Genomic DNA, 26051 nt, shown 5'->3' on the forward strand with positions numbered 1-26051 from the left:
GGTTAACTTTTGTGGGAAATCCAGTATGATAGGAATGTGATATAATTATCATGATGTGATTTTAATATTGGAGTGAGCATTTATGACTTGGATTTCCATCATAGCATTAGTTCTATTTTGTATCGTGAAGGTTTTAATGACGTGCTTGCCATCAGGCGCCGTTGAGTGGCTGCTTGGAAAGTATAAATTGCATATGAAGCTTTCTAATGATCATACAGATATCCTTTACAATGGGAGAAAAATTGAGGGTGATACGAAAGCCGATATTTTAAACCATTTTAATCAAGCGATTGTCAGAGAAAAATACAGTCTGTATCCAGGCAGTGAAGATAGCTATCTACATCCGGCAAATGCCGATTACTCTCTAACTATTCATACGAAGGCAGGCAAAAAAGAGTGGAAGCTGCTGCTGTCCAGTTATAAGGACAGAATAGATGTAGTAAAACAATATAAGAACAAAATTGTCGTATATAGCACATACCCATTTGAGCTTGATCTCGACAAAATGAATAAAGCTTAATAAATATAAGGAAACAAAATGAGCCATTATAGTGACACTATATGGCTTTTTTAGTGTAATAATTTATCTTCAAAATAAATAGAATATTGCATAATATAATACCAATTTATGGCGGCCTGCTAGTATAATAGAAGGTATATGTGTAGAAATACTACAAATCTTTAAATTGTTATGAAATGAGGTAACAGGATGGGTAAAGGCTTAGAAGGAAAACGCGTAGCAATTGGAGCTTCTCGAAAAACAGAGGAAATGAGCAAATTGATAGAGAATCAGGGAGGCATTCCTGTTGTCCGTTCCCTGCAAGGTACGGTGTTTTTGGCAGAGAAGGAGGTTGAACCGGAACTAATTAAGTTTGTAGAAGAAGGTGCAGACTGGGTAATCTTTACGACAGGTATCGGAACAGAAACGTTAGTGAATATTGCTGATAAACTTGGAGTGAAGGAAACCTACCTGAAGCAAATCGACAAGGCGAATGTGGCAATAAGAGGATATAAAACGAAAAACTTCCTCAAAAAAATAAACATAGAGCCTGCTGTATTGGATGAGGATGGATCAACTAGAGGACTGATACGCGCTCTTGAAGACGTTGATTTTACAGGGAAAAAAGTGCTTGTTCAGCTTCATGGAGAAACAGCTCCTAAGCTGATTGAGTTTTTAGAGGGCAAAGGAGCAAGTGTTCAAACTATCCTGCCATATCAGCATATTGCTCCAGAATGGGATGCTGTTCAAACACTATTTGACGAAATCATAGAAAAGAAAGTGGATGCGGTTTGCTTTACAAGCGCCATTCAAGCAAGATCTTTATTTACGTTTGCGAAAGACAAGGGTATAACGAAAGAAATATTGGCTGCATTTCAAAGCAATACACTAGCTGTTGCAGTAGGGAAAGTGACGGCAGAGGCTTTATCAGAGGAAGGGATTGACCGAATTGTTGTGCCAGAGCTTGAGCGTATGGGGGCAATGATTATTGAGCTTTCTCGTTACTTTGAAAAAAGTAGAGTATAAGTATTTTGAGGTATCGGTGTAATTAGAACCGATGCCTTATTTTTTTAGATTAAGATAATTTGGTTTCTAAATTTATAAAAAATTTCTATAAAAAATCATTGGAAAAATTATAGTTCAATATTATAATAGTTGTAAGTATAAGTTAGTGATATTTTTCATCTGGTGCATACAAGTTTAAGCTCAATAAAAAGTAAGCGCTTATAAATATCTAATAAGGAGAATACAAATGAATCGAAACAGCAATTCACTGCAAGAACTAATCATTGCTCAATATCCATTTAATGATCCGAATAATATAGGGAAAGATACTTCCAATAATGGCAATCAAGCTACTGTTGAAGGAACTGTACCACCAGTAATAGAAGCAATTGGCGGGAGGTCTTCTGTTACATTGTCAGGTGGAAAATCTGGCACATCTTATTTAAGGTTACCTGCAGGAATTCTTGCGGATATTGATGATAACACAGGGATAACTGTCAGCACATGGCTTTATTTAGGAAAAGGATCAAATGTATGGGAGCGGATTTTTGATTTTGGAAAAGGGGAAACAGGCCCGTACCTGTTTTTGACTCGAAATTTCAGAGGCAATTGTTTTTCCGGCTCAGACCTTATCGCAGATGCAGGCAGAACTTACTCTTCAGGTGATTGGCTTCATGTGGCAATGAGTGTCCGCGGCACAGAAGGCGGAAGGCTAAGCAGTGCAGGTCCTGTTATTTACGTGAACGGTGAAGTTGTCGCAGACGGTTCGATCAGCCAAACGTCAAGTGGCACATATGCTAAGCTGCGCAGTTGGTTCGAAACCTTTTCTTATCCGGACAACTACAGGAATAATTTTATCGGTAAGTCACAATTTGAAGTAGATGCTGACTTTAACGGCTCTGTCTCTGATTTTCGCATTTATAAGGCTGGACTGACACAGGATGAAGTAATTGAGGTAATGTGTGAGTCCCTTACAGATGCAGAAATTGTTCAGCTTGCTAAAGATAAGTATTTAGCATTTCCAATAACGGTTGTTTCAAAAAATGTTGCCCTTCCTAAATTTTTAATGGGTGGAAACGTGTCTGTTACATGGAAATCCAGTGATTCTACAGCAATATCAAGTGAAGGTGTTGTTGGAAATATTGATAAGCCGATTGGAGTTACCTTGACAGCTATCTTAAGAAAAGGACATGCCACTGCAGAAAAAGAGTTTCCGCTGACTGTTCTGCCTGAGGGAGTGCCATCTCATTTATTAACGATTGATGGCAAAGACGAGGTTCTAGATATAAGCAAAACAATGTACGGACTTTTCTATGAAGATATTAATAACGCTGCAGATGGCGGTATTTATGCAGAGCTAGTTCAAAACCGCTCCTTTGAATCCTTCGTATTCGATACATATTCACACCATTCTGGAGCTTGCGGGTGCTCAACAGGAAGAAACCGACAGCCGCTTCATGCTTGGTTTGGAGATACTGATTCTGTAACTGTCAACAATACAGGAGGCTTGAATGAGTTTTTTGGAATCACAGATAAAGAGGTGAATTCTCATTATATTACAGTCCCACATGGCAGCACTCTTATTAATAAAGGCTTCACCGATTCAAACAATCATTGTGCGATGTTTATTAAAGAAGGAGACGATTATCATTTCACCTTATGGGCGAAAGCAATGAAAGCTGGAAGGATTACAGCACAGCTTCAGGATAAGCATGGGAACCCAATTAGCAGCAGTGTAACGGTAGAGGTTAATGGAACAAATACTTGGGAGAAATATGGCGTACATTCAAAGATCGTACTTACCGGCTCTGAAACAGTATTAGGTCAGCTTGTCTTATCCTTTGATGGTGAAATTTCCATCGATATGGTCTCCTTGATGCCAAAGGATGTTTGGGGTGCAGGTGAGGAAGTAAGATCAGCGACGGCTCACACTAATTATCAAGGAAATCCGAACTATCGCTTACGTAAGGACTTGGTGAATGCACTTGTCGACTTGCATCCAACCTTCCTGCGCTTCCCTGGAGGCTGTATTTCAGAGGGCTCCTACATTTGGGACAATGTGTATGAATGGAAGGATTCTGTTGGCGCTGTGGAGCTGCGCAAGGAAAACTTTAATGTATGGGGCTATATGATGACAATGGGGTTAGGCTATATGGAATACTTCCAGCTGGCAGAAGATTTACATGCCATTCCATTGCCTGTTATGGCGTGTGGTGTGCTTTGTCAGGCTAGATCTGATTATGTCCATCCTGCTGGTGGAGAGCTGAGAGATTATTATGTTAAGAGCTTTACAGATTTAATTGATTTTGCGATTAGCACAGATTTCCAAGAAAACGAATGGGCCGTGTTACGCAAGCAAATGGGTCATGAAGCACCATTCGAGCTCCCATATTTAGGTGTAGGAAATGAAAACTGGGGTACAGAGTTCTTTGCGAACTTTGAATACTTTAAAGCTGCCATCGATGAATACATGAAAACCAATTATCCAAACCATCACTTGCAAATCATATCAACAGTTGGTGCTCAAGCAGACGATGATGCGTACGAGGAAGGCTGGAAATTCCTAAGCGGTCACCTGACAGAAGCAGCAACAGTTACCTTCACAGATGGACAAAATGAAACAGAAGAAAATATTACATGGTATGAAAAGCAGCCACATTACATGGATACAATTGCCGATGAACATTATTATCGTTCTAATGAGTATTTGTTAAACAATGCAGACAGATATAATTATTACTACAGAGCGTATGAACAAGACGGAAGTATCAACGAAACTGAAATTTCTAAAGTATTTGTCGGCGAATTCGCCTCAACAGATAAAAATACACTGGCTGGTGCGATTGCAGAAGCTGCTGTAATGACCGGCTTTGAAAGAAATTCAGATGTCGTTCGTTTAGTTGCATATGCACCACTTTTCAATAAAGTACTAACAGACGGAACGTACCGATGGACACCTGATTTAATTTGGTTTGACGATGAAACAGTTTGGTACACACCAAACTACTATGTGCAGCAGCTATTTGGAAAATATCTTGGAACGAAGCTTTTAGGAACCTCCTTTTCTTCCTATCAAAATGGGAGCTTGACTGAGCTTGCACCAAAGGGCGGTATTGAAATAGCTGCGGGAAGTGCAGAAGTGGAAGTGAAATCAGTCAAGGTTATAAGTAACATAAGTGGTGAAATATTGTTTGAACAGGATTTCAGAAAAGACTTGCTTTCTGACTGGGAAATCATTCCTGGCTCAGCAGGATACTCCATTGATGAAGAAAGAGGCCTAATATTACAGCCGCAAAACGGCGGACTAAACGGCTTATATATAAAAAATGAAGCTTGGACTAACTATAAAGTAGAAGTCGTTGCCGCAAAGATTTCCGGTAATGACGGTATCTATGTTGGTGTCGGCTTGACTGATATTTCACCAGAAACAAAGGACGTTATAGAATATGCTATCGGCTATAATGGTAACGCAACAGGAGTAAAGGTTCATAAGCAAGGAATAGAAGGCTATATGCTTGGCGACTATTCATCAAGCACCGCAGCAGGCAATTTACGTGCAAGCTGCTACGAGGAGCTTGACGATAATACGCTTTATACGATTACAGTCAATTATGGCGGCAGTAAAGGAGAACGTCTAATCTGTTCCTACACAGATGGAAGCTTCACAAGTAAAGTGCTTGATTACAAATTGGAAGCCTATAACCAAGACATCTTCCACTCTGTTACGAAAGACGATAATCATGTATACGTTAAGCTAGTTAATGCTGATCCATTTGCAAAAGAGACGAAGCTTGAAATAAAGGACCTTCAAGTTGATTCAGATGGAAAAATGATTACTGTTACAGGAGAAGATTCACTTGTGCATACTCCAAACGTAAATAAAAAGAATGCCGAGCAAATTGTTCCGGTCGAATCGAAAATCAGTTTAAACGACAATGGAGCGGTTGTTAAATTAGCGGCTAATTCTGTTAATGTGCTTGTATTGACAAGGAAATAACCTGTTTGCATAAGTTAATCTATAAATTTTGTTATGTTAAAACCCAATTAGAAAACCAAGACCATTTCAAAAGTCTTGGTTTTTTTTGTTAATTTTCAGCAAATAATGATTTATAGCAAAAGAAAAGAATGGGATATAATAGTGATGATATATCAGCTTTAGCCTTGGTACAGATTAGATACTTTACACTTAAAATTGCCGTTACGGTTACAATACAATTAAAATCATCGAAAGCCATTTTCATACCAATTACAAACCAGTTGACAGCTTTCAGGTAAGTACAGCGGTTTCAAACAACTAGACTAAATGACATGAAGTATGACATGATGAGAGTGAAGCGAATCTCTATGGCAAGCAAGAGAAAGCTTTTTGCCTTTGATAGAGATGCACGGTAGAAGTGACTTTCGAGTATGAACTTTTAACAGAATTAAAATATAGATGGGAGAATTATTATGACGATTTCAAGGAAGACAATCGAGTACACAAAAGTGCCTGAACCAACTACACCGGCTGCTAATGAGCCGATAGATTTAAATGATGAAACACTGGACCAGCATAAACAGAAAATATTGACGCGTATGCAGGAAAAGCAGCTTGATGTAATAGTCGTATATGCAGACAGGGAGCATGGCGTGAATTTTGGCTATTTAACTGGGTTTGAACCGAGATTTGAGGAAGCGGCATTAGTACTCCATAAAGATGGCAAGGCTTATATGATGTTAGGAAATGAATCGTTAAGGATGCAGCAATACAGTCGTATTAAAGTGGAAGCAGTACATACACCTTATTTCTCTTTGCCTAATCAGCCGATGGAAAATAGTAAAACATTAGCTGGATTGATGGAGGATGCGGGGATAAAACAGGGGATGAAGGTTGGAATTGCCGGATGGAAGCTGTTCACAAGTGCATTAGAGGATAATGAGCAAATCTACGATGTGCCATATTTTATCGTCACAGCAGTTAAAGAGGCAGTCGGAGAGCAAGGCTTATTACTAAATGCAACTTCCATATTTATTCATCCAGGCGACGGTGCACGGGTAATTATGAACGCCAACGAAATAGCCCATTATGAGTTTGGTGCTTCATTAGCATCAGACCGCATGCTGCGCTTGCTTAATAAACTGCAAACTGGCATGACGGAAATGGAGCTTGCTGGTGAACTGGCAGCCTGGGGCCAGCAGACGAACGTACAGACAATTGTTGCAACAGGCGACAGATTTACAAATGCAGTCGTAGCACCTCGAGCAAAAAAGGTTAGCATTGGTGATAAGTTTTCCGCAACATTAGGATTTCGAGGCGGCCTTAGCAGCAGATCAGGTTATGCTGTTACATCACAGGAAGATCTACCAGAAGAAGTCAGGGACTATTTAGAGGCAGTAGCCAAGCCGTATTATGCTGCAAGTGTAGCATGGTATGAAAATATTGCGATTGGTTTGCGTGGCAATGAAATGTATGAATTGATTGAAGAGGTTATTCCGAAGGCTGAATATGGCTGGAAGCTGAATCCAGGTCACTTAACAGCAGGAGAAGAATGGATGTCATCCCCGATATACTCTGGATCTGAAATTCCTGTAGAAAGTGGAATGCTATTCCAAATGGATATCATTCCAAGTATCCCTGGCTATGGTGGTGCTAGTGCAGAGGATGGTGTTGCGATTGCTGACGAAAAATTAAGAGATGAGCTTGCAGCACTATATCCGGATGTTTGGGAGCGAATTCAAGCAAGAAGGGATTATATGATTAATACATTAGGAATTAATCTCAAGCCAGAAGTACTGCCACTGTCTACTATTAATGGCTATATGCGACCATACCTATTAAACAAACAATATGCATTTAAGGTGAAAAGCTAAAAATTAATAAAAGTTAGTAGGATATGGCTTTTATGCAATTCGAATTTCACACTAAGTAAAAAAAGGGTTGTTTTTTCTATTTACAGGAGAAACAACCCTTTGTTGATTATAATACAGTAAATGTTAAAAAATAGAAGATTTTTGGAAACCTACACCTCTTTTTATCGTATAATTATATAAATTAGGTGAAGGGACTGAAAAAGTGGATATTGATTTTTTCTGGATAGGTGCAGGCTTAGCTGTGTTTGGTTATTTTATCGGATATGGTTTGAAAAATTTCAAAAATCCAAAAGGAAGCCCGTCAGGACATCCAACTCTAATTAAAGAAAAAGACTTATATATTTATTTAGGCTTGAGACCAGAAGAAGTGAAAGAGCTATTAGTAAAGTATCCGGAAGCACCTAAGTTAGTATTAAAAGGAACTACCTATTATCCGTATGAACACTTCACACAATAGCTATCGTCAGAAGATATTTATAAAAACAGATAGCTGAACTCCGTTTTTCGATTGCTAAAAGAAAGATAACAAAGGAGGTAAAAAGACTATGAGTAGTTTTCTAGTATTCTTTATTGTTTTTTTAACGGTGATTGTTGATTTTTGTTGGCTTGATAAAAACCGGAAAAGATGGGGCTGGATGAATAGCTGGACTAAAAGAGATAAAGTATTTTTCTTTGTAGGCTTCCTTGCAATTTCTGTTTTTGTTTATGTAACAATGGGTGTTACATATCTATAATGCTAGGATTTAAATATTAAACATTAAATTATTATGGCAGGAGCTTCCTGCCATTTTTTTGATGTAAGGGATTATTATGGAACAAGAATTATGGTATTGTAAAGATAGAATATTTTGACAGGAGGCAATCCAATGTAGAATTCCCCACTCTTATATAAATAAAAATGAATAAGAAGTGAGGGATAGCTATGTCAAAATTTCATATTGAGTCTTTTAGATTTCTTTGGATTGGTCAAATGCTGGCTAATCTAGGAGATGTTATTTATACTGTGTGCTTAACTACAATCGTATATAAGGCAACTGGTTCCGTTACGTTAATGTCATTTGTGCCTTTTCTCATAACAATAACTGCCTTATTTAGTGGATTTATTGCACCAATCATCATTGATAAATATAAACTAAAGTGGATTTTGTTTTTTTCGCAAGGTGGCAAAACAGCATTACTGCTTGTAATTTGCTTATTTGTTTCGTTTATAAATATAAAAAATTTGCTTATTTTGTATTTCCTAATTGCGATCATTTCCTTTTTGGATGGCTTCGCAACACCAGCAAGAAATGCACTTATACCAGTTCTGGTAAAGGAAAAGGAACTTGTTAAAACAAATAGTTTTTTAGCTATTTTAGACCAATTAACTCAGTTAATAGCTTGGCCAATCGGGAGTATTTTGTTAGTTGTATGGGGAGGAAGCTATCTGTTATGGATTACTTTCCTTTTATTTGTCATATCCTCCCAATTAATGTTCCTTATAAAACAAGACCAACAGCCATATAAAGAAACTCGAGCTTCTGTTTGGGAGTCTATTAGTGAAGGTTGGCTGATAATTGTTAGGTCTAAACAATTAAGGTCTGTGACGATAATGAATTTGTTCGAGACCCTAGCAAATGGGGTGTGGATTACTGCCATTTTATATGTGTATGTAGAGGATGTTCTTAATAAACAGGAAGTATGGTGGGGAGTTATAAATGCTTTTTTCTTTGCAGGAATGTTTGTTGGCGGATTAATTGTATACAAAGTTTCCAGTAAATTAGAATTACAGCTTGGAAAATATATCATCTGGTCGACATGTAGTTTATCTATACTTACATTGTTTTTTGCATTAGCTTCAAATGTTTGGTTAGCTCTGTTGATTTCCTTCGTATATGGGTTTCCTCAAATGGTAAAGGATGTAGCAGAGGTGTCAATTGTCCAAAAGAGTGTGAGAAAAGAACAGCTTGCTAAAGTATTTTCAGCACGGGGCACTATTATGTATGCAGCCTTTGGTATTTCTGCAGTAATATTAGGCTGGATTACAGAGGAATATGGTGTGACAATTACATTTCTACTTGCAGCAGGATTTTTCCTGCTTTCATTTCTAGTAGGTATTGCCAATCGGAAACATCTTCTTGTTAAACAAAAAAGTTAATATTTTCTCTTGAGATAACTGCCCATGGGCAGTTATCTTTAAATTTAATGCTAATTTTGTAACATAAAACTATTAGAATCGATCGGAGGATGTCTTCATTTTGAAATGGCCATTTTTTAATAAGAAATCCTATTATCCTGCAGATAACTATTCGAAGGAATATATAGAAGAGGTGCTTAATTATACCCAAGTCAGCTTATTAACAAAAATCCCAGCGATATTTGAACTATTACTAACAAGCTCGCCGGAATTGAAAATGAGAGTAGCTCAAGTTTTGTATAAGTGTGTATCAACATTAAATGTTTTAGATTTATCGAGACTTGATTCTTTATTTAGAGAACGTACATCCCTGCACTGGTCTTATGACTGGAAAAAGGAAAACCCGGAAAGTCTGATTATACCTAATATGTCGGAGGACGAGAAAACAGTTATTTTAGGCTTATGCAGTTTTCATCCAAATGGGTATTTTAGAGAAAAAGCACTGCATAAATTAGCACAGCAAGATACAGGGAAAGAATTACCTTATTTGCTTTTAAGATGCAATGATTGGGTTCAAGAAATAAAAAAGCCAGCAGAACGATACATAGAGTCACTGATAACGCCCCAGTATTTAGAAGAAATTGTTAAGTGTCTTCCGTATATAAATAACATTGACAACAACAACGTCTTTAAAAAAGTTGTGCAGCTTCTAACCAAAAAGGAGACTTTCCCTTATTTGGATAAGGGCACAGACTCAAAAGTCAGGTCAACTCGGTTAGCTTGTTATCAAATGATGATGAACTTGAATGGGGTTAATAAAGAATCCATTATGAAGTATTATCGCAAAGAAAAAGAGCCATCATTGCGACTGTTCATTTTTAATGAATGGACGAGACATATAACGGTTGATGACTTTAAGAGCCATTACCTCCTATTAAAAAGGGACAAATCTCCGACGATTCGTTTACAAGTATTAGAAAAATTTAATGCTTACTTTCCAAGTGAGCGTTCTAAACAGTTAGAAGCGGCATTATTAGATAAAAGCAGGGCGATGCGAGTATATGCGAGATTTTTATTAACAAAACACGATACAAGTTACGATTTTGCTAAATTTTATAGTCAAATGATAACCGCACATAAGTCAGTGCATATAGCAATTTTAGGCTTAGGTGAAGTGGTCAGAAAAGAGCATGCAGAATTAATTACTCCTTACTTAAAGCATCATAATGTTGCCATCGTGAAGGCAGCGATTCGTGCGTTAGCCATGTTAGACGGTGAAACATATAAAAGTAGCTTTGCTGCATTGTTGAATTGTAAGCATAGAGGTATTTCTAAAGCAGCAACAAAGGCAATAGCTACCCTTAGTTATGAGGATATGAAAGAGTTTCTTTATACACTTTATGAAGATACTATATACGACCATACTAAAAACAATACAGCGTTGTTATTAAGCTCACTTCCTAAATGGCAGGCACTTATTTATATAATAAAGTTCTATGTAAATACGGAAGACGAAAATATTTCTAGTTTAGGCGAAAGAAGGCTAGTAAGATGGATTGCACAGTATAATCGCAGTTTTGTTTTACCAACAAAGCAGCAAATTGAAACTATAAAAGCCTTATTATATAACCATAGACATGATTTAGAACAACAACAGGTAAGTGCCATTGAATTTTGTTTGAAAGGGATTGAAACAAGAGGGTAGAACAGGCGAGCCAGCCGGTATTCACCTTGACACCGCACCATTAATGCCCTATTATTACTCGGAAAACAATTCTGTCATTTCTAGCACTTCCTTCTTTTGAAATGGCAGCCATTTTATATAATTAGAATCACTGTCAGAAGCGAAAAAATATAAAGGGGTATCTGGTCATGACAACATTAAATCCGAAGGTTGATGAGTTTATAAATAATGCCAAGAGCTGGCAGGAGGAATATGTGAAGCTAAGAAGCATCATTCTCGACTGCGAGCTTACTGAAGAATTTAAGTGGATGCATCCCTGTTATACGCTAAATAACAAAAACATTGTGTTAATACATGGCTTTAAAGAATATGTTGCATTGCTGTTTCATAAAGGTGCGCTGCTAAAGGATCCAGAGGGGATTTTAGTTCAACAAACAGAAAATGTTCAAGCAGCCCGTCAAATTCGCTTTACTAATTTACAAGAAATAGTCGAAAAGGAAGCAGTATTAAAAGCCTACATTCACGAAGCAATAGCAGTCGAGGAAGCTGGTTTAGAGGTAGAGCTTAAAAAGAATGAGGAATATAGCGTACCAGAAGAGCTTCAGCAAAAATTTGCTGAAAATCCTGCTTTTAAAGAAGCTTTTGAAGCATTAACTCCTGGGAGACAGAGAGCCTATCTGTTACATTTTTCCCAAGCAAAACAGGCGAAAACAAGAGAGGCAAGAATAGAAAAGTATTTACCGCATATTCTTGAGGGGAAAGGCTTAAATGATAAGTAAATAAAATAGCGATTAAACCTTCCGTTATATTTGGAAGGTTTTTTGTTACCCCCAAAAAACAAGAAAAGAACGATCATGCCACTGCATGATCGTTCTTCTAATATTATATGTTTGGATTTTCTTCCGGTTTCCAATTAAGAATGCCGTCATCTTTAACGAACTCGATAATAACATCTGTAATGCCTTCTACTTGTCCAATTTTAGCCTCTATCCGAAGTCTGACATTATCTGCTTCAGCGATAGTAAGAGTTGGAGCCAGCTCCACCTTTACTTCCACATGGAAGTGTTCGCCCTCTTTAATAACGACTAATTCTTGGATATCTTTTACTAAAGGATCCTGCATGACAAGCTGACCAATTTGGATTTCCATTTCATCATCTGATTCGCCAATTACACCTGCAGCATTGTCAAGAAATACCTTTCCAACAACAAAGAACATCATTATTCCGATAATAACGGAAGCAATTCCCTCTAATGCATGGAAACCAGTATATTTAGAAATGATAACAGCAGCTAAAGCGAGCAGACCGCCACCAGCAGCAACTAAATCCTCCATGAAAACTAATTTTGTGGCTGGTTTAGCTTTCCCAACTAACTGAAAGCTTTTGAAAATGATCTGCATGCCTTTTGCCGAAGAATTTGTTTCATGCATGATTTCCTTCATTGCTTTGTATAGCACAGAAGATTCTAAAACGACGCCGATAGCTAATACAGATACAACAATCGCAAATCCAGCAGATTCTGTTGGGTGAATGATATGATGAACGCCCTCTTTAATCGTTTCATAACTCATAATACCAACAATTAATACTGCACCTAGTAATACTAAGTTGACTAATCTTCCAAAACCACTAGGAAATCGTTCTGTTGGAGCCTTTTTAGAAAGTGCTGAACCAATATAAACAAAAAATTGATTGGCTGCATCCCCGATTCCGTGCATGGTTTCTGCAAACATTGCAACGTTTCCTGTCAAGGCAAAGGCAATTCCTCTAATTGTGGCAATAATTGCATTGACAATCCCTGCGGTTAATGCCGCTTTGTTTCCCTGTTTCAATAGAATAAATAACTCTTTCATTTCTCGTTGTTCCTTCTTTCCTTTGGTTGATATATAACATTATACATATTTCCAAGAGGAATTATATCCCATATGATGTTTTTTATGAGTAAATCAACCATATAAAGCGGAATTTTAATAAAAAATAGGTATATTCAGAGCGATTTCCGAAAGTGCTCTTTCTTTTATTTTCCTTCTTATTTATTTAACAAATTGTGTCGGTATACTTCCTAGCATTAATGGTAAAATGGACAAGTATAGGATACTTATAAAATAACATTACATATCGAAAGGGAGTATGAAGCATTGGAATTGAAAACGGTTATGGAAGAGCTAGAAGCACTTGGTAAGGAAAGAATGAAAAAAATGTATATGACAAATGGTGCACAGGAGCCATTGTTTGGGGCAGCAACAGGTGCAATGAAACCAATTAAAAGGAAAATAAAAATAAATCAGCCGTTGGCAGAAGAGCTATACGCAACAGGAAACTATGATGCTATGTATTTTGCAGGTGTTATTGCCGATCCAAAAGCGATGACGGAAGCGGATTTTAATCGTTGGATTGATAAAGCATACTTTTATATGCTGTCAGATTATGTGGTAGCGGTAACATTGTCGGAGTCAGATATTGCTCAAGAGGTTTCAGATAAATGGATTGAAAGCGGAGAAGAGCTGAAAATGTCGGCAGGATGGAGCTGTTATTGTTGGCTTTTAGGCAATCGTAAGGACAGTGAATTCTCTGAAGACAAGATTTCTAATATGCTTGATAAGGTGAAAGCTTCGATTCACGAGGCACCAGAACGAACTAAATCAGCGATGAATAATTTTGTATACACGGTTGGCGTTTCCTATAAACCGCTTCATGAAAAAGCAGTTGAAACTGCAAAGCAAATAGGTGTGGTAGAAATGAAACGGGATAATAAAAAAAGCAGTTTTCTTAATGCATCTGAAAATATCCAAAAACAAGTGGATTTAGGAAAGCTTGGCTTCAAACGCAAGTATGTTAGATGTTAACAGCAGCTTGATCTGTTGAAATACTAGCAAATTCGTTGCATGTATGTAGAAAAGGGAGAGGATATAACGCCGATGAAAATAAATCAATTAATTGCCAACAATATTAATCGCTTAAATACCGTTTTGCCTGAGGATTTATCGTTAGGAATTGCCGGATTATCCGGTTCTGGAAAAACAACATTTTGCCAAACGATAGGGGAGGAATCAAAAAAACGGCTCGTTTCTTTACTTCCTAAGGCTGAATATCAGTATCTGTTTTCTAATATAATGGAAACGAATTTTAGTGCCATCAAGATGGAGGACATGCCTTTAGTTCTGTTTCTTGGAAAATCATCGATTTCATCGAATCCACGCTCAACAATAGGTACACATACAGGTGTTTTTAAGGAAATTCGGGAAAGGTTGGGTGAAACCTTTCATGTTTCACCAGAAGTATTCTCCTTTAATAATGCCTTAGGCTGGTGTCCTGCATGTAAGGGGCGCGGTACTACCAAAAACGTTGCATGCAAAAAATGCGAGGGTAGACGTTATAATCCCGAGGTAGAGCAATATACGCTGTCCTTATTTAATCAGCCACATAGCATCTCTGATATTAATGATTTAAGTATGGAAACAATTCTATCATTATCAGACGAATTAAATATAAGCGACGAAAGACAAAAAATCCTCCAAAATATCATCAATATGAATATTGGCTATTTGTCGTTAAACCGCATAATGGGGACATTATCAGGCGGAGAATTAACGCGGATGTACTTAGCGGAGTTTATGGCAGCCAGCAGTAACAGTGTGATCATTATTGACGAAATTTCCGTTGGACTTGATCATAATACGTTGCTGCAAATTTTGGAGCAAATCAAACAACTCGGTTATAAAAATCAAATTTGGCTTATTGACCACTCTGATACAGTTTTGAATACGACAGATGAGCAATTGTTTTTCGGTCCAGGCAGTGGAAAATACGGCGGGAAAATTGTCAAAGAATCACCTCGGCCTGAACCAGTATATTGGAGTCGTAAACAAGAAGATCCCACTGATTATTATCAATTTCACGACCTATACTGTCGAAACATTCAAATGGATAAAATCCAAATCCCCAAAAACAGACTTGTTACCTTTACAGGTGAATCTGGATGTGGCAAATCGACACTTGTAAACGAATGTATCTCAAAGGATTTTATGAAGCGATATCCAAAGGATAAGCTGGTCATGGTTGGACAAGACCGAAACCAATCGATTACAAGCAGGTCCACAATTGCGACATTCCTTGATATAAAAAAGAAGCTCACGAAATACAGTGAAGATATTGATGACATCTTCCAGCGTTCCATAGAAGATATTATTGCGGAGCTTCCTACTGAAGATATTGCCCATAAACGGTTGAGCTTGCTCATTAAACTTGGACTAGGTTACTTGACATTAGAAAGAAAAACACAAACATTATCAACTGGCGAGTTTCAATGTGTTCATTTAGTTTCTGAGCTGTATGCAAAAACTAGAAATCCACATACATTATTTATTTTCGATGAACCATCAAAAGGATTATCTCAAAATATATTAAACCAGTTTATTGATAGCGTTAGGGTTATTTTACATGACGAATCTGTTTCGATCATTATGATTGAACATAATGCCTATATGCTAGAAAGCTCTGATTTTATCATTGATTTTGGCAAAAGGCAGCAGGAGCCTGTCAGACATCTTGATGTCGTCGGTCATGATAACTATTTTACAAAGGATACTAATGAACATGATTATGCTCCTGTACATATTTCTTCCACTTTAGAAGATAAAAACGGGATTACTTACTTAAAAGAAAACCATATTGAATACTTTAAAAGTGCGGAAAACACATATAAAGGTGGTATTTTAAAAAGCTTATCTTCCATGGCTCGGTTGATTTACGGTGAATATGAATCAGATAAAATTGCACCTGTTATCGCTATTGATTTAGAAAGACACTTATATAGTCAATACAGTTTTCTTTATGAAATGGGCGGATTGATTAATCATCTAGTTGCTGCACATCCAACAAATAAAGATACGAGAAGCTTTGATTTTTTCAGTCAGGATAATCATTGTCCAAGCTGTTCAGGTCGGATGGAAGTGGAGAAGTTTGATTTTGACTTAGTTATTCAAGATAAAACAGTTCCATTTTGGGACGGGCTTTTACATCCGGACGTGATGGAGGTGTTGAAATTCTATCAGCATGCCAAAATAGAGTTCCTGTTTGCAGAAATAAAAAATGAACTTGGCCAGGATTTGAGTAAAAGCTACAATGATTTGACAGAAGCGGAAAAACATACTTTTTTATATGGATACTGGGAAAAATCATTTTATGACAAAGCAACAAAATCCTCGAAAAAGTGGGAAGGCTTTAACTTTATCCTTGGACGGTATATGGTTATTTCCAAATCAATAATAAAAGAACAAATGAAGCAATCAAAGGAAATGATTCCTTGCCCAATTTGTAAAGGAACCATATTAAACCATAAGAAAAAATTGAGCTTTGATAACATTGATATTAGAGAGATAATCCAAAAGCCGATTAATCAAGTGATTGAAATAGTAGGAAAAGTACCTGAGCTAGAAAAGCTTCACTCCATCGTTGGCGGCGACATGGTTCTTACACAAGATGTCTCGTTACTTCCGAGAAAAACACAGGTAGCATTGAAAATGTTTGAGTTAGAACAAGCAAGCTTTGCCGGTTATGAGGTGGTCCTACAAAATGCATTGCCATTCTGGGGCCAAATTAACAGGAATATAGAAGCAATAAGCAGCAAAAATCAGCTGACAATCTGTGATTTTGCCAAAATTGAAGAAACAAGGGAAGACATTATTGATAAGTATTTCACTAATGGTAAATTCAAAAAACTAACTTATGTATATGAAGCGTTTGGCTATAAAAAGCTTGTAACGCAAATCAACAAAATAAAAACAAGCCATCAATGTCCATTCTGCAAAGGAAAAAAAGTCATTTCAGAGGACAATTTGCATGATGGTGTTTATAAATTATCCGTTCCTTGTGTCAGCTGCTATGCGAGCGGCATTAACGACGAAGGTCGTAAAGAGCTGGTTGAAGGAATTCAAGTACAAACATGGCTGACAGGCAAAGTAAGGGATGTGGTGGAAGCTGCAAATATGGAGGAAGTTGCAGATATACCAATTTTCAACCGGATACGAGAGCTGAATAAACGAGATTTAATGGCAGTATACCATTATCTTGAGCAGAGTAAATAAAATGAAAAGACAATAGATGACTCATCCATCTATTGTCTTTCTATTTCTTCACAAAAAGTTCAGCTGCTTCTGCTTGAAGAGTATGCTATTGTTAAGAAAAAGAATATTCTTAATTTAAGGGGGAGGCAGGAAACTATTGAATCAAAAGACAGAAAAAATAATAAGTGGTTTTTGTGGGTTCTGGGAACTGATAAGTGAAAAATGCTCTTATTCTATTGGTGAGCCACCAAAGGCAGGAACCTATCAGCTTAAAATTGATAAGGGCAAGGTCCAGTTTCATGTTAGCTGGGTTGATAAAGACAGTAAAAAGTTCCAGGTGGAATTTTCAGGAATACCGAATGGAATAAAGTATCCATATGAAGATAATCCCCATGTGGACACTGTAAAGTATGAAATAACATCCGCTGGCGACTTTATGTCAATCGCTTATAAAGGTAATCTCATAATAAATGAAGCTAGCAGAGTATTATCAGAAGACGGCAATTTTTTGTATGTTACGCAAAAGGTACTTGGACCAGATGGAGAGCTGCATGCTAATTCTTCTGTATATAAAAGGCAAGTAATGTTATAGACAAGGAGATAGTGCATTAAAAAAGAAGTACGTTTAAACGTACTTCTTTTTTTCATATATAATTTTATATTATCTTTTTTTAAAATCGCAGCAAAAAACCAAGATAAACCCATTGTAATTGGTCTAATTCTGTGATAATCTTATAAAGGTTCACATTTTGAAATTAATTTTACGTATAATTATCCTATTTTCTACTTTAATTATACGACGTGAACGAGCCATTAGTCAACCTTTTTTTTAAAAATTTTTTCTGAGGAGTGTTGCTATGAATTCCGAATTTCAAAAGGAACAAATACGGGTAGCAAGTGTGACACAGGTAATTACGGAAGAAATGAAAAAAATGGAGGATGAGACTGTAAAAAGCAAAAATGAAGTTGTTCATATCCGCAGGCATTTTTGGGATGAGGTGAAGGTGAATACAGAAACCTTTGATGACTATCTTGAGACGATAATTAACCTGCGGCAAGAGGCTCAAGTTTTGTCAGTAAGTCAAAGCATTCATAATCATGCTGCTAAGCGTTTATCCACATTACGGAGAATGCAGGAGGTTCCTTATTTTGGCCGAATAGATTTTTTGGAGGAAGGGGAATTAGCTAAGGAACATATTTATATAGGGATCGCCTCACTTAGTGATTCTAGTGGCGAGGATTTCCTGATTTACGATTGGAGAGCTCCAATTTCTAGTGTCTACTACGATTATCAGCCTGGAGCTGTTCAGTACCAAACACCTGGGGGAACAGTTTACGGTTCCCTTGAGAAAAAGTGGCAATACCTTTGCCGTGGCGGCTCACTTCAATCTATGTTCGATACAAGTCTGACTATTGGGGACGAAATATTGCAGCAGGTGCTCGGTGAAGGAACAGGTAAACAGATGCATAATATCGTAGCGACAATTCAACAGGATCAAAACCAGATTATTCGTTTTGATCATAAGAGACTGCTTATCGTGCATGGTGCAGCAGGCAGTGGCAAGACATCTGCAGCTCTCCAGCGAATTGCGTATCTGCTTTACAAATATAGAGATAGTCTGAATGCGGATCAAATCATTCTTTTTTCACCTAATTCGATGTTTAGCAGTTATGTTTCCAATGTGCTTCCAGAGCTTGGTGAGGAGAATATGCAGCAGGTTACATTTCAGGAATATTTAAATCACCATCTGAGTAAAAAGTTCCATGTTGAAAACCCTTATGAGCAATTGGAATATATACTAACTGCAGAAAAGAGTCCTTCATACAACGCAAGGCTTGCAAGTATCCGTTTTAAAGCATCGACCGCTTTTTTTGAAGCGATTCAAGCATACAGGCTGTCGCTAGAATTATCGGGAATGCTATTTAAGGACATAATCTTCAGAGGGAAAGCAATTGTAACGGCACAAGAAATTGCGGAAAGGTTTTATGAACACGATACAGAACTTCGCTTTCATAATCGACTAGAAAAGCTGCAAGACTGGCTGCTGAAAAAAATAACCACGACGCAAAAGGCTGAGCGGAAACAGCAGTGGGTGCAGGAGGGAATAGAGCTGCTTAGCGATGCTGATTACCATAAGGCACGTATATACTTAGCAAAAAAACGTGGCTATAAAAGAGAAGAAATTGCCGAATACGAAGTGGAGCCTGCAGCACTAGCCAAACTTATTATTCAGCGGAAATTCAAGCCGTTCCGAAAGCAAATACGTGACTTTCGTTTTATTGATTTTAAAGGTATTTATAAGCAGATTTTTATAGATTCTCAAGCTTTAAAACACTGGGGTAAAGGGGAAACTCCAGTGGAATTGGCGGCCATTTGTCAAACAACAATTGAAATGCTTGCTGAAGATAAGCTTTTTTATGAGGATGCTACACCGTTTTTACTTTTACAGGAATTAATACAAGACTTTCAGTCAAACAGCGCCATTAAACATATTGTTGTTGATGAGGCACAGGATTATTCACCATTTCAGTTTGAGTTTTTGCGAAGATTATTTCCGGCGGCAAAAATGACAGTGCTAGGAGACTTTAATCAGGCGATCTTCGCACATGCCAGTGATAAGGTCAATTTTCACACACTTTCAAGCCTTTATGGACCAGATGAAACAGAGCTCATCAATTTGGCGAAAAGCTATCGCTCTACTAAACCAATCATTGAATTTACTCGCCGACTTATTCCAAATGGAGCTAATATTATTCCGTTTGAACGCGACGGCGATCGTCCAGAGCTGAAGCAAGTAACAGATGCATATGAGTTGCACAGCTCCATTAAACTAAAAGTTGCTGAGTTGCAGGCTCGTGGCTTTCATAGTATTGCGATAATCTGCAAATCTGCCGAAGAAAGTATTAAAGCTTATGAATCTCTTTCAAGCATTGATCAAATTATACTAGTAAAGAGCAATGCAATCGAGTATGAACAAGGTGTAGTTGTCGTACCAGCATATATGTCAAAGGGCATTGAGTTTGACGCAGTCATCATTTATAATGCATCAGGGCAAGTTTACGCTGATGAAAGCTTACGTAAGCTCTTTTATACTGCCTGCACAAGAGCTATGCATTATTTACAGCTGTATAGCGTAGGTGCACCAAGCAAATTTTTGAGGGATGTATTATCGGCAGGGGTTATAGAAGCTTAAATTATTTACACAAAACGAGAGTCGCTTTTTTATAAAAACATTTTGCACTTCATTTTCATTATTCTATTTAACAAGGAAAGTAGGAATGATCCAATGTCAACAGAAACTAATTCTGTTCAGAAAAAACCCCCATATGGCATGATAGCGATTTTATTTATTGGAGCCTTTGTCGCAATCTTGAACGAAACCTTGCTGAATGTTGCACTCCCAGCAATCATGGAGGAATTTGAAGTAAATGCAACTGCAGTTCAGTGGCTTTCTACAGGCTATATGCTAATCAACGGGATATTAATTCCAGCGAGCGCGTACTTTATTCAGCGTTTTTCTGATAAAAAGCTATTCATTACAGCGATGCTATTGTTTACTCTTGGAACACTTTTAGCTAGCTTAGCACCTGCATTTAGTGTGTTATTAGGAGCACGTATGGTTCAGGCTGCAGGCTCTGCCATCATGATGCCGTTATTAATGAATGTAATGCTTACTGCATTCCCCGTGGAAAAAAGAGGAGCAGCAATGGGGATGTTTGGTCTTGTTATGATAACAGCTCCAGCAATTGGACCAACACTGTCAGGCTGGCTGATCGAGCATTACAGCTGGAGAATGTTATTTGATATTGTGCTACCCATTGCAGTTATCACGTTAATTTTTGCTTTCATTAAATTAAAAGATGTAACAGCACAGCGTAAAATTAAACTTGATTTCGTCTCATTGGTTTTATCAAGCATCGGCTTCGGCGGCTTGCTTTATGGCTTCAGCTCTGCCGGAGAAAAGGGCTGGGACAGTCCGTACGTATACGGGACGATAATTATTGGTGCAATTGCCTTAATTACCTTTGTTCTTCGTCAATTCCGAACAGATGAGCCAATGCTTGAATTTCGGGTTTACAAATATCCAATGTTTGCATTGTCATCCATTATCTCCATCGTTATTTCTGTAGCAATGTTTTCGTCGATGATTTTACTGCCAATTTATGTCCAAACACTTCGAGGAATCACACCATTGGATTCTGGTCTGTTAATGCTTCCAGGAGCAATCGTTATGGGGATTATGTCTCCGATTACAGGAAAGCTTTTTGACAAATATGGTGCAAGAGTTTTGGCGGTAATTGGCTTAAGTATTACCGTTGTTACATCCTATTTCTTTAGTAAGATTGACATGGATACAGCTTATTCTACACTTGTCCTATTGTATACCTTCCGTATGTTTGGGATGTCAATGGTTATGATGCCAGTAATGACAAACGGCTTAAATCAGCTGCCAGCTATAAACAACCCACACGGAACAGCAATAAACAACACATTACAGCAGGTGTCAGGTGCAATTGGCTCCGCATTGTTGATTACTGTTATGCAAAACAGAACAAAAGCAGAAGCTGAGGATTTGGCTGCTAAAGCAATGGCAAATATGGATGCAAGTACAGCCCAAAATACAGCAGAACTTAAGCAGCAAATCATGAACACAGCAATGCTGCATGGAATTAACTTTACTTTTATCGTTTCCACATGGATTGCAGTTGTGGCATTAATACTTGCCTTCTTCATCAAACGAGTAAAACCGAGCTATCAAAATCAGCCGGGAGAAGAAGCGGTTAGTAAGGAATTTGAAGCTGGTAAAGATTAAGTAAAAATACTGAAACACCGGGATGCCTACTAATGGTTGTCCCGGTTTTTTTTTATACTGTACAAAGGGATTCTATATAGTTAATAAAAATTAAGGGTAAAATGATATTATTGTAACTATTTGGAAGGTTTTTCGTCTATTACCGAAAAGGGAATAGGAGACAATTTACATGAGATTATCAGCATTTTTTCGAACAAAAAAGAGAAAAATAGCAAGCACTATCTGTATTACCATTTTTATCTTTTCGGTTTATTACTTTTTTTTCTACTATCAAGAGTCAGAAATGTTCGCAGGATTTCCAGTTCCGTTAGCAGCAAACCTTGTTAAAGCAGATCAAGATAATAAGTATGAAGAATATAAGTGGTGGGCTGCTTCTGAAACTGATAGCATTCCTCCCTATTATTGGCTTGTAATTCGTATATTGGGTTGGCAGGAGAAGGAAAGAGAAGGAGCTTCGACTACTTACGAAAAAGATGGCAAACAAGTATTTCTTACATCTGTTGATAAAGTTATATATCTTCAGTAAAGGAAAGCTTCCTAAATTTGTACATTACTAGAACAACATCCTAATATATGGTATTGTACTAGCGTACGATAAAATACAAAATAAAGTACAGCGGGGAGATTCTTACTTATGAAGAAATGGAGCTATTCACTACTTTTAGCAATGGCTATTTTGGCACTTGCTGCATGTGGTGCCGAAAAAGAGGCAAGCAAGACGTCTAATGACGAGAAGGAAACAGAGGAGTCTGAAGAGTTTGCAGTGGATAAAGGCCTGTTAAGTGTAGAAATTACGATGCCAGCAGCCTTTGTTGAAGGACAGGATATGGAGAGTACGATTAAAGAAGCGGAAGCAGAAGGTATTGAGGTAACGAAAAATGAAGATGGGTCTTTAACGTATAAAATGTCTAAATCAGAGCATAAACAAATGATGAAGGACTTAAAAAAGAACGCGGAAGAATCGCTTGAAGAAATAAAAACAGTGGGTACCTTCCCATCAGTTAAGAATATTGATTATAATAAATCCTTTTCTAAGTTTACGATGACAGTAGACAAAGCTGCATATGAAAACAGCATGGATGCTTGGTCTGTTATCGGCATTGGCATAACAGGAATGATGTACAATCTTTTTAACGGTGAAGATATGGATAAAATGAAGATAAATATTGATTTAAAAGACGAAGCGACAGGTGAAGTGTTTGATACGACCGTTTATCCAGATGCTTTAGAAGACGCAGACTCAGCTTTAACTACAGAACAATAAATAGCGGCAAGCCCAATTCTCAAAAGATATTGGGCTTTAATTATGCCGTTATTCGGGGTATATCATGGAGGAGCGACAAGCCGAGAAATATTTTCCGGTTTTTATGTTGTATTTCCTGAGAAATCGCAGGATATGACAATGTTTGTGGTTATTCTACATGATGAGGAAAAAGTATCGTCTTGGAAAAGATATGGAAATTACCAATGGGTGCTCCGCTGGGCTTTGTTCATGTATTAGACTCATATTGCTGAAAAAACTTTTAAAAAAGCAGAGCAGATAGCAGTCAAAGCATAGTTATCCTCTTTCTTGGACATGGAGATAAGAAAAACACCAATCACATGAAACAGACTATTATCTTTTGTACTATAATATAAGTAATTGGTTTTTAGGAGGATCTAAAAAATGAAGCCTAAAATAGAAGATGTGGCGAAACTGGCTGGTGTATCGCCAACAACGGTTTCAAGGGTATTAAACAACCGTGGATACATAAGTGATAAAACAAGGGATAAGGTTCAACAGGCAATGAATGAGCTGAACTATTTTCCCAATGACGTGGCGCGGACTTTATTTAATAAGCGTTCCAATTTAATTGGCTTAATATTGCCCACAACCGCAAATCCTTTTTTCGGGGAATTGACCTTTCATATTGAAAATATTTGTGCATCGCTCGGCTATAAGGTGCTGCTTTGTAACAGCTTAAATCAAGTGGATAAAGAAGAAAAATATTTAGAAATGCTGTTAAGAAATCAAGTCGATGGCATTATTGTCGGCACACATAATCGTGGAATCCTAGACTACCATAAGCAAGGCCTAGCAGTTGTGGCAATTGATCGCTATTTGTCAGAAACTATTCCTGTCGTTAGTTCTGATAATTACGATGGCGGTAAAACAGCAACAGAATTATTAATACATAACCAGTGTCAATGTATTGTGTTAATTGATGGAATCGGTGAATTAGAAACACCAGCAAGACTGCGGAGAAAAGCTTATATGGATTTAATGGAACAACACCGGCAAACACCAATTATTTATGAAATCGCAGAGGTATTTGAGCAAAATAGCTATATACCTATATTAAATGATCTATTTACAGAGCATCCTGAGGTCGATGGGGTGTTTGCGACAAATGATTTATTTGCTGCAGCATTATGGAATGAAGCGAAAAAGCGAAACAAATCGATCAAAGTAGTCGGTTATGACGGAACAGAGACGCTTCGTACCCTGTTGCCTGAATTAACAACCATCAAGCAGCCGATTAAGAGCTTAGCGGAAGCAGCAATCGATATATTAATTAAGGAAATAGAAGAGGAATTGCCAGACTTACCTTTAGAAACAAAGCTTCCTATCAAATTAATAAAGGGAACGACAGCTTAAACATTGCCTTCACGCAATGTTTTTTTAATTTTTATGTCAACCCGTTGACATATGAAACCGGTTGACATAAAATGATGTTGAAAGTGCTTTCAGTTTTTAAAATTTGTTCTCTATTACATTATAAAGGGGAAATAGAAATGAATGGTTCAAAACGACTGTATTGGCAATTAAGTGCTTATTTTTTCTTTTTCTTTTTCACTTGGTCTTCTAGTTATTCTTTATTTTCGATTTGGTTAGGGCAAGAAATTAATTTGAATGGAGCAGAGACAGGCATTATCTTTTCTGTAAACGCTATCTTCGCACTATGCATGCAGCCGATATATGGATATATTTCCGATAAAATCGGGCTAAAGAAAAATATTTTATTTTTCATTAGCTTGCTGCTCGTGCTAGTTGGACCATTTTATATCTTCGTGTATGGACCGCTATTACAATTTAATGTTTTGCTAGGGGCAATAGTCGGAGGATTATATTTGGGTACTGCCTTTCTGGCTGGAATTGGTGCAATCGAATCATATATTGAAAAAATCGGGCGCAAATATCAATTTGAGTATGGAAAATCAAGAATGTGGGGCTCCCTTGGCTGGGCGGCAGCAACATTCTTTGCTGGACAGCTTTTCAACATTAACCCAAACATCAACTTCTGGGTTGCTTCCGTTTCTGCGGTCATCCTAGTTACAATCATCATCTCTGTAAAGGTAGAAATGACTCATCATGAAATGGAAAGAGCCGATTCCGTTACATTCAAGGATGTTGGTCAGTTATTTCTGTTAAGAGATTTTTGGTTCTTCATGCTATATGTAGTTGGTGTTACTTGCGTATATAGTGTTTATGACCAGCAGTTTCCGATTTATTATTCGTCCCTTTTTGCGACAGAGGCACTAGGAAATCAAGTGTTTGGCTATTTGAATTCTTTTCAAGTATTTCTAGAAGCGGGCATGATGTTCTTAGCTCCATTCATTGTGAATAAGCTTGGAGCAAAGAAAAGCTTGCTGCTAGCAGGGTTCTTAATGGCATTTAGAATAATTGGCTCAGGTGTGGTAATAGGCCCTGTCGGAATTTCTTCGATGAAGTTAATTCATGCAGTAGAGCTGCCAATTATGTTAATCGCCATCTTTAAATATTTGGCGGCGAATTTTGATACAAGACTATCATCGATTTTATATTTAGTCGGCTTTCAGTTTGCCTCACAGGTTGGTGCATCCATACTGTCCCCATTGGCAGGCAGATTATATGACAGCATTGGCTTCAGACAGTCGTATATTTTCATGGGAGTGTTAGTTCTTGTTTTTTCCGTTATCTCCATTTTCACCTTATTAAATAATAAAAAATCAACTGTTAATAAACCGAAAAAACTGCAAGTAGTCAATTAGGAGGGC

General features: G+C 37.5%; 19 protein-coding genes. 18 read left to right on the forward strand and 1 reads right to left on the reverse strand.

What is annotated here, in order from left to right; all coding sequences use genetic code 11:
• Window positions 1–82 precede the first annotated feature (82 nt).
• The 9 genes from EM808_RS18460 to EM808_RS18500 all read left to right on the forward strand — a co-directional run bounded on the left by EM808_RS18460 (window position 83) and on the right by EM808_RS18500 (window position 11933).
• Window positions 83–520 carry a YfmQ family protein gene (locus EM808_RS18460; RefSeq protein ID WP_127739682.1) on the forward strand — a complete coding sequence of 146 codons (438 nt, stop codon included), beginning with the start codon at window positions 83–85 and terminating at the stop codon, window positions 518–520.
• A gap of 189 nt (window positions 521–709) precedes the next feature.
• Window positions 710–1525, forward strand: a complete 816-nt coding sequence (locus tag EM808_RS18465) for a uroporphyrinogen-III synthase (protein ID WP_127739683.1) — start codon at window positions 710–712, stop codon at window positions 1523–1525.
• 226 nt (window positions 1526–1751) lie between these two features.
• The gene (locus EM808_RS18470) at window positions 1752–5501 is read left to right on the forward strand and encodes an alpha-L-arabinofuranosidase C-terminal domain-containing protein (protein ID WP_127739684.1); all 3750 of its coding nucleotides are present in this window, start codon (window positions 1752–1754) and stop codon (window positions 5499–5501) included.
• 452 nt (window positions 5502–5953) lie between these two features.
• Window positions 5954–7354, forward strand: a complete 1401-nt coding sequence (locus tag EM808_RS18475) for a M24 family metallopeptidase (RefSeq protein ID WP_127739685.1) — start codon at window positions 5954–5956, stop codon at window positions 7352–7354.
• Window positions 7355–7556: 202 nt separating this feature from the next.
• Window positions 7557–7811: a DNA-binding protein gene (locus EM808_RS18480; RefSeq protein ID WP_127739686.1), complete on the forward strand. Its 255-nt coding sequence runs from the start codon at window positions 7557–7559 to the stop codon at window positions 7809–7811.
• Window positions 7812–7899: 88 nt separating this feature from the next.
• A complete protein-coding gene (locus EM808_RS18485) occupies window positions 7900–8088 on the forward strand; it encodes a hypothetical protein (RefSeq protein WP_127739687.1) in 189 nt (62 codons plus the stop codon).
• 188 nt (window positions 8089–8276) lie between these two features.
• Window positions 8277–9491, forward strand: coding sequence for an MFS transporter (locus tag EM808_RS18490; RefSeq protein ID WP_127739688.1), 1215 nt, complete (start codon window positions 8277–8279; stop codon window positions 9489–9491).
• Window positions 9492–9591: 100 nt separating this feature from the next.
• On the forward strand, window positions 9592–11175 hold the full coding sequence (locus EM808_RS18495; RefSeq protein WP_127739689.1) for a HEAT repeat domain-containing protein: 1584 nt from the start codon (window positions 9592–9594) through the stop codon (window positions 11173–11175).
• 167 nt (window positions 11176–11342) lie between these two features.
• Complete coding sequence (locus tag EM808_RS18500) at window positions 11343–11933, forward strand: YdeI/OmpD-associated family protein (protein ID WP_127739690.1); 591 nt, start codon at window positions 11343–11345, stop codon at window positions 11931–11933.
• 103 nt (window positions 11934–12036) lie between these two features.
• Here the strand turns inward: EM808_RS18500 and EM808_RS18505 are convergent, their stop codons facing one another.
• On the reverse strand, window positions 12037–13008 hold the full coding sequence (locus EM808_RS18505; protein ID WP_127739691.1) for a cation diffusion facilitator family transporter: 972 nt from the start codon (window positions 13006–13008) through the stop codon (window positions 12037–12039).
• A 285-nt stretch (window positions 13009–13293) separates the two neighbouring features.
• Here EM808_RS18505 and EM808_RS18510 point away from each other — a divergent pair, with 285 nt between their 5' ends.
• The 9 genes from EM808_RS18510 (at window position 13294) to EM808_RS18550 (ending at window position 26045) form a co-directional block, all read left to right on the forward strand.
• Complete coding sequence (locus EM808_RS18510) at window positions 13294–14001, forward strand: DNA alkylation repair protein (RefSeq protein WP_127739692.1); 708 nt, start codon at window positions 13294–13296, stop codon at window positions 13999–14001.
• 72 nt (window positions 14002–14073) lie between these two features.
• The gene (locus EM808_RS18515; protein ID WP_127739693.1) at window positions 14074–17241 is read left to right on the forward strand and encodes an ATP-binding cassette domain-containing protein; all 3168 of its coding nucleotides are present in this window, start codon (window positions 14074–14076) and stop codon (window positions 17239–17241) included.
• A 136-nt stretch (window positions 17242–17377) separates the two neighbouring features.
• Window positions 17378–17812: a hypothetical protein gene (locus EM808_RS18520; protein WP_127739694.1), complete on the forward strand. Its 435-nt coding sequence runs from the start codon at window positions 17378–17380 to the stop codon at window positions 17810–17812.
• A gap of 265 nt (window positions 17813–18077) precedes the next feature.
• Window positions 18078–20414: an RNA polymerase recycling motor HelD gene (gene helD / locus EM808_RS18525; RefSeq protein ID WP_127739695.1), complete on the forward strand. Its 2337-nt coding sequence runs from the start codon at window positions 18078–18080 to the stop codon at window positions 20412–20414.
• Between the two features lie 93 nt (window positions 20415–20507).
• The gene (locus EM808_RS18530; protein WP_127739696.1) at window positions 20508–22034 is read left to right on the forward strand and encodes a DHA2 family efflux MFS transporter permease subunit; all 1527 of its coding nucleotides are present in this window, start codon (window positions 20508–20510) and stop codon (window positions 22032–22034) included.
• 169 nt (window positions 22035–22203) lie between these two features.
• Window positions 22204–22560 (forward strand): hypothetical protein, encoded by a 357-nt coding sequence (locus tag EM808_RS18535; protein WP_127739697.1) that lies wholly within the window; start codon window positions 22204–22206, stop codon window positions 22558–22560.
• Window positions 22561–22668: 108 nt separating this feature from the next.
• The gene (locus EM808_RS18540; RefSeq protein WP_127739698.1) at window positions 22669–23298 is read left to right on the forward strand and encodes a hypothetical protein; all 630 of its coding nucleotides are present in this window, start codon (window positions 22669–22671) and stop codon (window positions 23296–23298) included.
• A gap of 402 nt (window positions 23299–23700) precedes the next feature.
• Window positions 23701–24672 (forward strand): LacI family DNA-binding transcriptional regulator, encoded by a 972-nt coding sequence (locus tag EM808_RS18545; RefSeq protein WP_127739699.1) that lies wholly within the window; start codon window positions 23701–23703, stop codon window positions 24670–24672.
• 137 nt (window positions 24673–24809) lie between these two features.
• A complete protein-coding gene (locus EM808_RS18550; RefSeq protein ID WP_127739700.1) occupies window positions 24810–26045 on the forward strand; it encodes an MFS transporter in 1236 nt (411 codons plus the stop codon).
• The last annotated feature ends 6 nt before the right edge of the window (window positions 26046–26051 follow it).

The sequence above is a fragment of the Niallia taxi genome (assembly GCF_004005475.1).
Taxonomy (GTDB): domain Bacteria; phylum Bacillota; class Bacilli; order Bacillales; family Cytobacillaceae; genus Niallia; species Niallia taxi.

Coding starts and splice junctions, on each gene's coding strand:
- EM808_RS18460 (WP_127739682.1), top strand. CDS start 83: ATGACTTGGATTTCCATCATAGCATTAGTTCTATTTTGTATCGTGAAG.
- EM808_RS18465 (WP_127739683.1), top strand. CDS start 710: ATGGGTAAAGGCTTAGAAGGAAAACGCGTAGCAATTGGAGCTTCTCGA.
- EM808_RS18470 (WP_127739684.1), top strand. CDS start 1,752: ATGAATCGAAACAGCAATTCACTGCAAGAACTAATCATTGCTCAATAT.
- EM808_RS18475 (WP_127739685.1), top strand. CDS start 5,954: ATGACGATTTCAAGGAAGACAATCGAGTACACAAAAGTGCCTGAACCA.
- EM808_RS18485 (WP_127739687.1), top strand. CDS start 7,900: ATGAGTAGTTTTCTAGTATTCTTTATTGTTTTTTTAACGGTGATTGTT.
- EM808_RS18490 (WP_127739688.1), top strand. CDS start 8,277: ATGTCAAAATTTCATATTGAGTCTTTTAGATTTCTTTGGATTGGTCAA.
- EM808_RS18500 (WP_127739690.1), top strand. CDS start 11,343: ATGACAACATTAAATCCGAAGGTTGATGAGTTTATAAATAATGCCAAG.
- EM808_RS18505 (WP_127739691.1), bottom strand. CDS start 13,008: ATGAAAGAGTTATTTATTCTATTGAAACAGGGAAACAAAGCGGCATTA.
- EM808_RS18515 (WP_127739693.1), top strand. CDS start 14,074: ATGAAAATAAATCAATTAATTGCCAACAATATTAATCGCTTAAATACC.
- helD (WP_127739695.1), top strand. CDS start 18,078: ATGAATTCCGAATTTCAAAAGGAACAAATACGGGTAGCAAGTGTGACA.
- EM808_RS18530 (WP_127739696.1), top strand. CDS start 20,508: ATGTCAACAGAAACTAATTCTGTTCAGAAAAAACCCCCATATGGCATG.
- EM808_RS18535 (WP_127739697.1), top strand. CDS start 22,204: ATGAGATTATCAGCATTTTTTCGAACAAAAAAGAGAAAAATAGCAAGC.
- EM808_RS18540 (WP_127739698.1), top strand. CDS start 22,669: ATGAAGAAATGGAGCTATTCACTACTTTTAGCAATGGCTATTTTGGCA.
- EM808_RS18545 (WP_127739699.1), top strand. CDS start 23,701: ATGAAGCCTAAAATAGAAGATGTGGCGAAACTGGCTGGTGTATCGCCA.
- EM808_RS18550 (WP_127739700.1), top strand. CDS start 24,810: ATGAATGGTTCAAAACGACTGTATTGGCAATTAAGTGCTTATTTTTTC.